Genomic DNA, 11,588 nt, shown 5'->3' on the forward strand with positions numbered 1-11,588 from the left:
CGGGCGCGGGCGGCCGGGAGGCCACGGAGGAGGAGGGGCAGATGCCGGACGACGGACTCGGTGCGCCGGCCGTCGGCGCGGCCAGTGGGCGTGAGGCCGGGACGACCGAGGGACGCGGCGCGGACACCTGGCCGACGGCGCCGGGCAGCCCGCCCGCACCCGGCGGCAGCGGCCCCGGCACCGTCGGGGCGACCGCCACCGCCCCCTCCGGCACCGGCGCCCCGCTGCTGCCGCACGAGGAGACGGACCGCTGGGAGCAGCGGCTCCGGGAGGTGACCGGCCGGTTCGTGGACGACCCCCGGGAGGCCGTCGAACAGGCCGACCGGACGGTGGAGGAGATCGCCAGGCGGTTCACCGAGGCCGTCACGCGCCGCCGCCGTACCCTGCGGATGTCCTGGGAGGGCACCGAGGCACGCGGACCCGCCGCCGAGACGGACACCGAGCAACTGCGGCTCGCCCTGCGGGACTACCGGGAGCTGGCCGGGCGCCTGCTACACGGCTGAGCCCGCCACGCCCCCGTCACCCCTGGCGGCAGCCCTGCGCTGCCGCCATTCCCGTACGACCTGCTCGACGTCGTACGGCTTCTTGCCCAGCGGCGGGCCGGGCGGCGGCTTGAACATCATGTCCTTGATCCGGACGTTGACATCCTCGATGATCTTCCGCGCGATCCGCTCCGAGGGTGCCGCGTACGCCGCCTCCAGCGCGTCCTCCGCCTCCTTGCGCAGCGCCAGCGCGGGCGGCAGCACGGCCAGCCCCTCACGCGCCAACTTCCGCTTGACCCACCACAGTTCGTCGTACGTGGAGTCGACGTCCGCCGGCAGCGGCGCCCCCGCCCCCGGCAGCCGGTCGAACTCCCCGCGCCCCTGCGCGTCGCGGATCTGCTTGTCCACCCAGGACTCGAACGGCACACCCGGTGGCTTTCGCTCGGTCATGAGCCCATTGTGCCGGACGCCACCCCGCCGGGCGTTTTATCATGCGGCGGCGGTACGGCACCCCGCCCGCCGCCACCCACCACCGCACCAGGACGTTTCAGGGGGAACGCTCGTGCTCGAACTCACCATGGCCACCGTCTCCGGGGCCGACGCGGGCGCCACCGCCGGCATGACGATGGCCGAGGCGCCCAGCGAGCCCGGCGCCGTCCTGCGGGTCGGCCGCGACGGGGCGGTGTGCCGGCTGGTCACCCCCGACGACTGGCTGTTCGTCTCCCGCGTCCACCTGGAGTTCCTGTGCGGCCCGGACGGCAGCTGGCAGCTGACCTGGCTGCGCGGCTCCCAGCCCGACCCGGCGTCCGAGGTCCGGCTCACCGTCGGGCCGCACGCGCAGCCCGTCGGCTACGGCGCGACCGTCCCGCTGCCGCGCGGCGGGTCCGGCGAGATCGTCGTCCAGGACCGCACCGCGCCGCGCAGCGTGAACGTCGGCTTCTTCCACGAGGTCTGAGCCCCCGCCCCGCCCGGGTCGGCCGAAAGGCAACGTGCCCCACAGCCGACCTGATCCGAACGACAGGCCCTAGCCGAGCACCCGGGCCAGCGCGAACCCGTCGTAGCCCTTGCTGCCGACCGTCTGGATCGCCGTACCGGTCAACCGCGGGTGGGTGGCGATCAGTTCGATCGCGGCGCGGGTGCCGACCACGTCCGGCTCGGTGCTGTCCGGGTCGGCCACCCGGCCGCCGCGCACCACGTTGTCCAGGACGATCAGGCTGCCCGCCCGGGTGAGCCGCAGCGCCCACTCCACGTAGTGCGCGTTGTTGGCCTTGTCCGCGTCGATGAAGACCAGGTCGAAGGGGGCCGGGTTCTCGTCGGCGAGCTTGGGCAGCGACTCCAGGGCCGGCCCCACCCGCACCTCCGCGATCCGGTCCAGGCCCGCGCGGGCGATGTTCCGGACCGCCACCTCGGCGTGCTTGGCGCTGTACTCCAGCGAGATCAGCCTGCCGTCCTCGGGCAGGGCGCGGGCCAGCCAGATCGTGCTGTACCCGGCGAGCGTGCCGATCTCCAGGATGTGCCGGGCCCCCTGCACCTGGGCGAGCAGCTGGAGGAACTTGCCCTGCGCGGCCGTGACGGCGATGGCGGGCAGCCCGGCGGCATCACTGTCCCGCAGGGCCGCGCGCAGCGCCTCGTCGTCCGGCGAGAGGTTGCTGATGAAGTAGTCGTCGACGTCGTCCCAGTGCTGCTGCCCGCTCATAGCGTCCGCTGCCTTTCCCGAGTGTCCTCCTTCGATGATCTCAGCCGAGCGGCGCGGGCGGGGAGACCGGCGGCGGCGGAACCGCAGGGCGTCGCGCGCGCCGTACGACGATCAGGGCGACCGCCGCGGCCAGCGCGGCCAGCGCGCCGCCGACCGTGAGCGCCCAGGCCGGGATGCCGGCGACCCGGCGCAGCTCGTCCTCGTAGACGACCGGCTGGACCGGCGTGTCCGTGGCCGCCCGGCGCAGCTCGTGGTCGCCGGAGATCCGGGCGGGTTCCGGGAAGGTCTGGGTGAGCGCGGTCAGGTACGGGGTGCCGGCGGCCAGCTTCCCCAGGGCGCCCTGCCGGGTGCCGACCCGGCCGGCGAACAGGACGTCCGGCTGGTTGCCGCCGATCGCCGAGCGCGTCTGCATGCGATGCGCGGCCAGGACGTACAGGCCCAGCGACTGCGGGGTGGCGGCCAGCCGGGACAGCCGCATCGGGTAGACCGGGCGGTCGGCGGCGAAGGTCAGGTGGAGCGGGTCGAGGGCGCCGCGCAACGGGGTGCCGCGGGTGCCCGGGGCGAGGCGGACGGCGACGTACTCCCAGTGCCGGTCGACGTACGGCCGCAGGGCGGTCTTCAGCCGGGCGGGCAGGGGGAAGCCGTGGGCGCGCAGCCAGTCCTGGAGGGCGGCCGGGTCGGTGGCGGTCAGCCGGGCCACGTCGAAGGGGCCGAGCTGCTGGCGGCCGACGACACCGACGCCGGGAGCGGCGGCGGCCGGGGGCGGCGCGGCGTCGCCGACCAGGTGGCGGTCGTCGAAGGGCCAGTCGCCGTTGCGCGGCCAGAAGTGGTACCGGGTGCGGTGGACCGGGGCGACGGCCTCGGCCAGCTGGTCGAAGAGGGCCGGGTCGCCGAGGCGGACGGTGGCCCGGTGCGGGACCGGCATGATCCACGCGGCCTGCTCGGCGTCGCCGTCGACGGTCAGCCGCATCACGATCTGCTCCTGCCGGCCGTCCCAGCGGAGGACCGACTGCTCCTGGGAGACGGCGATGCGGGCGGCCGGGCCGGGAACCATGGCACCGCAGCCGCAGGCGTACGCCGGGGCCATCAGCCAGCCGAGCTGTATGCCGAGCAGTGCGAGGACGACGCTGAGTATCCGGGCACGTTTCACGGGGCTACAGACGGTACTGGCGTGAACATGGTTCCGGCACCTGGAGCCAGCCGGGGGGCGGGGGACGCTTACCGGCGCCGGCCGGGTGCGCCCAGGGGCGCGGGGAACCGCGCGACCAGCCCTGCTCGACCGGTACTCGGCAGACGACCCGCACCCCTACGGCGCTCAGCGGCCCCCGCCGCAGGCGCTACCGGCCTTCGACGGACGGCGCGGAACCCGGCAGCGGACGCCCCGCCGACTCCGACATCCGCCACACCGCGACACCGCCCACCACGGCCGCGGCCATCATGTAGTACGCGGGCATCATCATGTTTCCCGTCGCCCCGATCAGCGCGGTCACGACCAGCGGAGTCGTCCCGCCGAACAGGGACACCGAGACGTTGAACCCGATGGACAGCGAGCCGTACCGCACCCGCGTCGGGAAGAGCGCGGGCAGCGCGGCCGGCATGGCCGCCGTGAAGCAGACCAGCAGCAGGCCCAGCGCGCCCATGCCCAGCCCCACGGCCAGCAGGCTGCCCTCGCGGATCAGCAGCAGGGCCGGGACGGACAGGAGCAGGAAGCCCGCGCAGCCCGCCGCGATCACCGGCCGCCGTCCGATCCGGTCGGTCAGCGCGCCCGCGAACGGCTGGACGATCATCATCAGGGCCATCACGGCGAGCACGACCAGCAGGCCGTGCGTCTCGTCGTACTTCAGCTCACTGGTGAGGTAGCTCGGCATGTACGACAGCAGCATGTAGTCGGTGACGTTGAAGACCAGGACCAGGCCCATGCACAGCAGCAGGGACTTCCACTGGCCCGTGACCATCTCGCGCAGCGGCACCTTCGGCCGGGCGGCCTCGGCCTTCTCGACCTCCGCCGCGAACGCCGGGGTCTCCTCCAGCCGCATCCGCAGGTACAGGCCGATGAGGCCCATCGGACCGGCGATCAGGAACGGGATGCGCCAGCCCCACGAGGTGAGGTCGTCCGACGACAGCAGGGCCGTCATCAGCGTGACCAGGCCCGCGCCGCCGATGTAGCCGGCGAGCGTGCCGAACTCCAGCCAGCTGCCGAAGAAGCCGCGCCTCTTGTCCGGGGCGTACTCGGCGATGAACGTGGACGCGCCCGCGTACTCACCGCCGGTGGAGAAGCCCTGCACCAGCCGGGCGGCCAGCAGCAGGAGCGGCGCGCCGACGCCGATCGTGGCGTACGACGGGATCAGGCCGATCGCGAACGTGCCCACCGCCATCATGATCATGGTGAGGGCGAGGACCTTCTGCCGGCCCACGCGGTCGCCGAGCGGGCCGAAGACGAGGCCGCCGAGCGGGCGGACCAGGAAGGCCGCCGCGAAGGCGCCGAACGTCGACAGCAGCTGGGCGGTCGGGTTGCCGGACGGGAAGAAGACCTTGCCCAGCGTGACCGCGATGTAGCTGTAGACGCCGAAGTCGAACCACTCCATGGCGTTGCCGAGCGCCGCCGCCTTCACGGCGCGCTTGACCAGCGCGGGGTCGGTGACGGTGACGTCGTGGGCCTGGGTGGCCCGCCGGGTCTTCTGGTGCGGGATGACGGCTGTGGCGGTCGCCAAAACGGGGCTCGCCTACCTCTCGACGGGGACAGGAACGGACCCGGACGGCGACGGTGACGTACGACGGGCCGAAAATCGACCATAGGGGCACTTCCGCCCCTTACGGGACGTATGCACTTCGATGCAGAGTGCAGCTAAAGCGCGGATATGCAGGTACGTCTGCCCGCTCACGCCGGGGCATTCCGGCAGGTCACTGTGATCCTTGTCGCGCATTCGACACGCAACCGACCCGTTCTCCGCGCGTGACCGACGGCACTCCGAACTGTGGTCATTCGGACACATGCGGATCGGAGGCCAGGCGAATCGGGGGTTGCCTGCGTCCCTTTCCTGGGGGCCGCGAGCCTCGCGGCGGGCAGAGGGAATCCCGCGCATTGGGCCGTCCAGGGCCACGGGGCGGGGGGTCGAGGAGGCGTGGCGAACGCCGAGCGCGGCGGACGGCCGGCGGAGGGCTTCGGCGGACCGGCGGTCGGGACGCGACTGTGCGCGACCCTGCTCGCCCTGTGAGTCGTGGCCACGACCCTCGCCGTACACCCGCCGACCGACGTCCTGACCACCCCGAGCGGCGAGCGGCTCACCGACCTGGAGACCTGGGTCGGCACCGAAGGCGTCCTGCACGTCAACGGTTCGGTCTACGACGCGACGCGCTTCACCGGCACCCCCGTCAGCGGCCTCGTCCTCAAACCGCTCGCCCGTCCGGCCGAAGCCGCCTCGGCCGGGGCTGGACCCGTTCCGTCTACGGCCGCCTGCGCGATCCGGCCCGGGCCGAGCCCCCGGTGGACTCGGGCACTCTGCACGGCGCCGAACTGCCCGACGCCGCGCTCCGGCAGCGGATCACGGCGTCGGAGCGGATCGTCGTGCCGGCCGGCGCGGGGGCGCAGGTGATCGTCTGTGCACGCCGCCCGCGGCACTGCGCGCGCTCACCTGGGCTTCGGCTACAGCCGCTGGATGATCGTCCCGGTGGCCAGTCCGCCGCCCGCGCACATCGTGATGAGCGCGAACTCCTTGTCGGTGCGCTCCAGTTCGTGCAGGGCGGTGATGAGGAGGCGGGCGCCCGTCGCGCCCACCGGGTGGCCGAGGGCGATCGCTCCGCCGTTGACGTTGACCTTCTCCAGGTCCTGCTCGAAGACCCGGGCCCAGCTCAGCACGACCGACGCGAACGCCTCGTTGATCTCCACGAGGTCGATGTCCTTCAAGGACATGCCCGCCTTGCCCAGCACCGCGCGGGTGGCGTCGATCGGGCCGTCCAGGTGGAAGTGGGGGTCGGCGCCCACCAGGGCCTGGGCGACGATCCGCGCCCTCGGCTTCAGCTTCAGGGCGCGGGCCATCCGTTTCGACGCCCACATGATCGCCGCCGCGCCGTCGGAGATCTGGGAGGAGTTGCCCGCCGTGTGGACGGCCGTCGGCATGACCGGCTTCAGGCCCGCCAGCGCCTCCAGAGAGGTGTCCCGCAGGCCCTCGTCCCTGTCGACCAGGCGCCACATGCCCTGGCCGGCGTACTGCTCCTCCTCGGTCGTGGGCACCTGGACGGCGAAGGTCTCCCGCTTGAAACGTTCCTCCGCCCAGGCGTGGGCCGCCCGCTCCTGGGACAGCAGGCCCAGCGCGTCGACGTTCTCCCGGGTCAGGCCGCGGTGGCGCGCGATCCGCTCGGCCGCCTCGAACTGGTTGGGGAGGTCGACGTTCCATTCGTCCGGGAAGGGCTTGCCGGGGCCGTGCTTGGAGCCCGAGCCCAGCGGGACCCGGGACATCGCCTCGACGCCGCAGCTGATGCCGACGTCGATCACGCCCGCCGCGACCATGTTGGCCACCATGTGCGCGGCCTGCTGCGAGGAGCCGCACTGGCAGTCGACCGTCGTCGCGGCCGTCTCGTAGGGCAGTCCCATGGTCAGCCAGGCCGTGCGCGCGGGGTTCATGGACTGCTCGCCGGCGTGCGTCACCGTGCCGCCGACGATCTGCTCGACGGCGTCGGCGGGGATACCGGTGCGGCCGAGGAGTTCACGGTAGGTCTCGCCCAGGAGGTAGGCGGGGTGCAGGTTGGCGAGCGCGCCGCCGCGCTTGCCGATCGGGGTGCGGACGGCTTCGACGATCACGGGTTCGGCGGCCATGGGTGCGGGTCCTCTCCGAGAGGGCTCTCCTCCAGAACTAGTACGTGTTCTAGTTCTGCCCAGCAGTCTGCTGACGTGACCTCCGTCACCGCAAGGGTCTTGCAGGTGCCGAGGGTGCGATCCGTGCGAGTTCCGCACCGATTGGGAGCGACGCGGCTCTTGCTACTTGTAGAACCCGTTACTACCTTCACGGCACTCGCTGATGGACCGTCAGATGGCTGGAGTCGCCGATGCCCTGTCCAGCGCTGCCCGACGGGTTCGACCCCACCGACCCGGACCTGCTGCACCACCGTGTGCCCCTCCCGGAGTTCGCCGAGCTGCGCCGTACCGAGCCGGTCCGCTGGATCCCGCAGCCGCACGGCGCCGCGGGCTTCGCCGACGCCGGGTACTGGGCCGTGACCCGGCACGCCGACGTCAGATACGTCTCGACGCGCCCGGAACTCTTCTCGTCCTTCCTCAACACCGCGGTCATCCGCTTCAACGAGCACATCGAACGCGACGCGATCGACGCGCAACGGCTGATCCTGCTCAACATGGATCCACCGGAACATACGCGGGTGCGGCAGATAGTGCAGCGCGGGTTCACGCCACGCTCCATCCGGGCGCTGGAGGACCGGCTGCGGGCCCGCGCCGAGGCGATCGTCGCCGCCGCCCGCGTCCGCTCGGGACCGTTCGACTTCGTCACCGAGGTCGCCTGCGAACTGCCCCTCCAGGCCATCGCCGAGCTGATCGGCGTGCCGCAGGAGGACCGGTCCAAGATCTTCGACTGGTCCAACAAGATGATCGCCTACGACGACCCCGAGTACGCGATCACGGAGGAGGTCGGCGCCCGCTCGGCCGTCGAGATCATCGCCTACGCCATGAACATGGCCGCAGAGCGGAAGCGGTGCCCGGCCCGCGACATCGTGACGACCCTGGTGGCGGCCGAGGACGAGGGCAACCTGAACTCCGACGAGTTCGGCTTCTTCGTGCTGATGCTGGCGGTGGCCGGCAACGAGACGACCCGCAACGCCATCACCCACGGCATGCACGCGTTCCTCACCCACCCCGACCAGTGGGACCTCTTCCGCCGCGCGCGCCCGTCGACCACGGCCGAGGAGATCGTGCGCTGGGCGACCCCGGTGAACGCCTTTCAGCGGACCGCGACCCAGGACACGGAGCTGGGCGGCGTCCTCGTCAGGAAGGGCGACCGGGTGGGGCTCTTCTACGCCTCCGCCAACCACGACCCCGAGGTCTTCGCCGACCCCGACACCTTCGACATCACCCGCGACCCCAACCCCCATCTGGGCTTCGGCGGCGGAGGCCCCCACTACTGCCTCGGCAAGTCCCTCGCGGTCCTGGAGATCGACCTCATCTTCAACGCCATCGCCGACACGATGCCCGACCTGCACCTGTCGGGCCCCCCGCGCCGGCTGCGCTCGGCCTGGATCAACGGCGTGAAGGAACTGCGGGTCAGCGCGGGCTGACGGCGGCGGGGCAGGAGGGCCGGGAGCACGGGGACCGTGACAGGTGTCACTCGCGTCCTGTCACTCGCGTCCTGAGGCCAGCACCGCCAGTACCCCCGACACCAGTGCCGCCAGCAGCAGAGGGACGGCCGGGCCGTGGTTCAGGACCAGCCAGGCGCCCAGGCAGGCTCCGCCGGCCATCGCGAGGGCCGAGGCCGAGCGGCGGGGGGAGCGGTGACCCGTGCCGTCGCCGAGGCGGGACTCGGAGGCGAGGGCGGTCAGGGTCATCGTCAGGACCGTGGTGGTCAGGTCGGGGACGCCCAGTTTGCGGACCGTCGCGTTGCGCAGGCCCATCGCGAGGGCGGTGAGGGCGATCAGCGCGTACCGGGTGCCGGCGGCGCCGGGCCGGGCGAAGGCCACCGCCGCGCAGGTGCCGACCAGTGCCGCCTCCGCCGCCAGAGCCAGCCGGGCCCGGCGGCGGCGGGAGCCCCGGCCGAAGCGGGCCGCCGCCCGGCCGCCCGCCACCGCGCCGAGCAGGAAGCAGGCCAGGGAGGTAACCGTGTAGGGGACGGAGAAGCCGGGCGCACCGGCCGCGGCGAAACCCAGGACCACCACGTTGCCGGTCATGTTGGCCGTGAAGACCCGGCCGAGCCCCAGATAGGCGACGGCGTCGATCAGTCCGCTGACCACGGTCGACGTCAGCAGTACGGCCACCAGCCGCAGCCCGCGCGTCTCCGGGTCCCGCTCCGCCGGTGGCGTCGCCGTCGTCATCGTTCCTCCGCAGGGACCTGCCCCCGGCGCAGCCTGCGTCCGGAGCGCTCGGGAGGCGGCGGAGGACACGCGCACCCGAGGGGAAAGCAGCCCGGTCGGCCCACATGCGCGCGCACCCTCGCCGGACGGAGGCGAGGGTGCGGACGCGAGGGATTCAGTTGGGGGCGGCTCAGTACCAGCCGTTGGCCTGCCAGAAGTCCCAGGCCTTGACCGGGCTGCCGTAGCGGGAGTTCATGTAGTCCAGACCCCACTTGATCTGGGTGGCCGGGTTGGTCTTCCAGTCGGCGCCGGCCGAGGACATCTTCGAACCCGGCAGGGCCTGGACCAGGCCGTAGGCGCCGGAGGAGCTGTTGGTGGCGGTGGGGTTCCAGCCGCTCTCGTGCTCGACGATCTTGCTGAAGGCGTTGAACTGCGCGGCGTCCGGGATCATCTTGTGCGCGATCGCCTGAGCGGAGGAGGCGGAGGAGGTGGCGGCCTGGGCGGGCGCCGCGGTCAGAGCCATACCGGCGGTGGCGGCGGCCACGGCGGCGGCGGTGAGGGCCTTCTTCGGGGAAGCGATGCGGCGGATGAAGGAGACGGACACGGAGAACCTCTTGCGTCGGGGACAGGGGATCGCCCGCATGGGAAGGACCACGAGCTGTGGCCGCATGCGTCGGCGCCGCGGCCCGGGTGGGCTCGTGGCGCCTGGCGACGTCGTCCAGACAAGCAGGCCCGGAAGCCGTCCGCAATGACCCCTTTTACTAGTTGTGGCCGGATGGCCGGGAAACGCCTCGTCTGTGACGTGGGTCGCAATCCGCAGGTCAGAAGGGGTGTACGGCAGGGCGAATCAGACAAATGGGTCTACGGCCCGGGGTCGTAGGTGACGTGCGTCATGTGGGGTGCTTCACCGTCTCGCGCACGCCCCGCAGGCGAGCCCTCACCCACCGGGACCGTCGAATGTGACCGCGGTCTCGAAAGCGGCCCGCCGTGTCGCCCGGCGCAGCGCCCGCAGCACCGCCGGCCCGAGGACGAGGGTCAGCACCACCGTGCAGACCGCCCGGCCCAGGTCCCAGCCGAGCGAGGTGGCCACGCAGTACGCGCCGAAACGGGCCAGGTTCACGGCGACCGGGGCGCCGGGGACGAAGGAGATGTTCGAGGCGGCGCCGTCCATGAAGGTCCAGCCGGCCAGGTTCATGACCGTGCCGTAGGCGAAGGCCGCCAGGAAGCCGTAGCCGGCGAGCATCAGCAGTTCGCTACGGCCCCGCAGACGGACCGGCCCGGGCAGCAGGCCCGCGCCCATCGTGAACCAGCCCATCGACAGCATCTGGAACGGCAGCCACGGCCCCACCCCGCCCGTGAGCAGCGCGGACGCGAACATCGTCACCGAGCCCAGCGCGAACCCGAAGCCCGGCCCGAGCACCCGCCCGCTCAGCACCATCAGGAAGAACATCGGCTCGATCCCCGCCGTACCCGCGCCGATCGGCCGTAGCGCCGCCCCCGTCGCGGCCAGCACGCCCAGCATCGCCACGGCCTTCGGCCCGAGGGCCGACTCCGAGATCGACGCGGCCACCACCGCCACCAGCAGGATCAGCAGACCCGCGAAGAGCCACGGCGCGTCCCGCGCATGCGCGCTCACCTGCGAGGCGGGCGGGGCCAGGAACGGCCAGCACAGGGCGGCCACGCCGACGGCACTGGTCAGCGCCAGCGCGGCGAGGGAACGGGGGCCGAGACGGACGGCGTGGACCCGGGTGCCGCTCACGCGAGGGCCTCCCTGACCTCGGCCACCGTCAGCCACCGCTGCGGGGCCAGGATCTTCGTCACCTGCGGAGCGAAGGACGGGGAGGACACCACGATGTCGGCCGTCGGGCCGTCGGCGATCACCTCGCCCTCGGCGAGCAGCACCACCCGGTGCGCCAGCTCGGCGGCCAGCTCCACGTCGTGCGTGGCCAGGACGATCGCGTGCCCCTCGGCCGCCAGCTCGCGCAGTACGTCGACCAGGCGGGCCTTGGCCGCGTAGTCCAGGCCACGGGTCGGCTCGTCCAGCAGGAGCAGGGGCGGGCGGGCGGTCAGCACCACGGCCAGCGCGAGCGCCAGGCACTGGCCCTCCGACAGATCCCGGGGGTGCGTGTCGTCCGCGATGCCCGGCAGCAGCCCGGACACCAGCGACCGGCAGGTACCGGGCGCGGCACCCGCGTCCCGGTCGGCCGCCGCGCACTCGGCGGCGACCGTGTCCGTGTACAGCAGGTCGCGCGGGTCCTGCGGGACGAGGCCGACCTGGCGTACGAGGTCCTCGGGCCGGGTGCGGTGGGGGGTGAGCCCGCCGACGGTGACGGTTCCGGCGGTGGGCGCCAGCAGGCCGACGAGTGAGCCGAGCAGGGTGGACTTGCCGGCGCCGTTGCGGC

12 protein-coding genes and 1 pseudogene are annotated in these 11,588 nt (G+C 72.9%); 4 read left to right on the plus strand and 9 right to left on the minus strand.

The window, feature by feature from the left end:
• Positions 1–41: 41 nt before the first annotated feature.
• Complete coding sequence (locus CCN44_RS29550) at positions 42–503, plus strand: hypothetical protein (protein ID WP_059254954.1); 462 nt, start codon at positions 42–44, stop codon at positions 501–503.
• Here the strand turns inward: CCN44_RS29550 and CCN44_RS29555 are convergent.
• Positions 492–932, minus strand: a complete 441-nt coding sequence (locus CCN44_RS29555; protein ID WP_189397223.1) for a DnaJ family domain-containing protein — start codon at positions 930–932, stop codon at positions 492–494. The genes CCN44_RS29550 and CCN44_RS29555 overlap by 12 nt on opposite strands.
• A gap of 112 nt (positions 933–1,044) precedes the next feature.
• Here CCN44_RS29555 and CCN44_RS29560 point away from each other — a divergent pair, with 112 nt between their 5' ends.
• Positions 1,045–1,437 carry an FHA domain-containing protein gene (locus CCN44_RS29560; RefSeq protein ID WP_059249147.1) on the plus strand — a complete coding sequence of 131 codons (393 nt, stop codon included), beginning with the start codon at positions 1,045–1,047 and terminating at the stop codon, positions 1,435–1,437.
• A gap of 69 nt (positions 1,438–1,506) precedes the next feature.
• Here the strand turns inward: CCN44_RS29560 and CCN44_RS29565 are convergent, their stop codons facing one another.
• The 3 genes from CCN44_RS29565 to proP all read right to left on the minus strand — a co-directional run bounded on the left by CCN44_RS29565 (position 1,507) and on the right by proP (position 4,889).
• Entirely contained in the window at positions 1,507–2,178 is a 672-nt protein-coding gene (locus tag CCN44_RS29565; protein ID WP_059249145.1) for an O-methyltransferase, read from the minus strand.
• A gap of 40 nt (positions 2,179–2,218) precedes the next feature.
• Complete coding sequence (locus CCN44_RS29570; RefSeq protein ID WP_086700970.1) at positions 2,219–3,265, minus strand: DUF2330 domain-containing protein; 1,047 nt, start codon at positions 3,263–3,265, stop codon at positions 2,219–2,221.
• Positions 3,266–3,515: 250 nt separating this feature from the next.
• Positions 3,516–4,889 (minus strand): glycine betaine/L-proline transporter ProP, encoded by a 1,374-nt coding sequence (proP, locus tag CCN44_RS29575; protein WP_059249143.1) that lies wholly within the window; start codon positions 4,887–4,889, stop codon positions 3,516–3,518.
• 507 nt (positions 4,890–5,396) lie between these two features.
• Between proP and CCN44_RS29580 the strand changes: the two are divergent.
• Positions 5,397–5,614 (plus strand): annotated as a pseudogene (locus CCN44_RS29580) (hypothetical protein); the annotation flags it as partial.
• Between the two features lie 207 nt (positions 5,615–5,821).
• Here the strand turns inward: CCN44_RS29580 and CCN44_RS29585 are convergent.
• Positions 5,822–6,991: a steroid 3-ketoacyl-CoA thiolase gene (locus tag CCN44_RS29585; RefSeq protein WP_086700960.1), complete on the minus strand. Its 1,170-nt coding sequence runs from the start codon at positions 6,989–6,991 to the stop codon at positions 5,822–5,824.
• 230 nt (positions 6,992–7,221) lie between these two features.
• Here CCN44_RS29585 and CCN44_RS29590 point away from each other — a divergent pair, with 230 nt between their 5' ends.
• On the plus strand, positions 7,222–8,457 hold the full coding sequence (locus CCN44_RS29590) for a cytochrome P450 (protein ID WP_086700964.1): 1,236 nt from the start codon (positions 7,222–7,224) through the stop codon (positions 8,455–8,457).
• Between the two features lie 60 nt (positions 8,458–8,517).
• On the opposite strand, the gene CCN44_RS29595 is transcribed toward CCN44_RS29590, so the two are convergent.
• From CCN44_RS29595 to CCN44_RS29610, 4 genes are all read right to left on the minus strand, one after another.
• On the minus strand, positions 8,518–9,207 hold the full coding sequence (locus CCN44_RS29595) for a YoaK family protein (RefSeq protein WP_059249139.1): 690 nt from the start codon (positions 9,205–9,207) through the stop codon (positions 8,518–8,520).
• A 169-nt stretch (positions 9,208–9,376) separates the two neighbouring features.
• Positions 9,377–9,790 carry an aggregation-promoting factor C-terminal-like domain-containing protein gene (locus CCN44_RS29600; protein ID WP_059249137.1) on the minus strand — a complete coding sequence of 138 codons (414 nt, stop codon included), beginning with the start codon at positions 9,788–9,790 and terminating at the stop codon, positions 9,377–9,379.
• Positions 9,791–10,123: 333 nt separating this feature from the next.
• Positions 10,124–10,945 (minus strand): ECF transporter S component, encoded by an 822-nt coding sequence (locus CCN44_RS29605; RefSeq protein ID WP_086700967.1) that lies wholly within the window; start codon positions 10,943–10,945, stop codon positions 10,124–10,126.
• Positions 10,942–11,588, minus strand: a 647-nt coding sequence (locus CCN44_RS29610; protein WP_143650046.1) for an ATP-binding cassette domain-containing protein, incomplete at its 5' end; no start/stop codon positions are given. The genes CCN44_RS29605 and CCN44_RS29610, both read right to left, overlap by 4 nt.

It is taken from the genome of Streptomyces tricolor (assembly GCF_002155905.1).
GTDB lineage: Bacteria > Actinomycetota > Actinomycetes > Streptomycetales > Streptomycetaceae > Streptomyces > Streptomyces tricolor.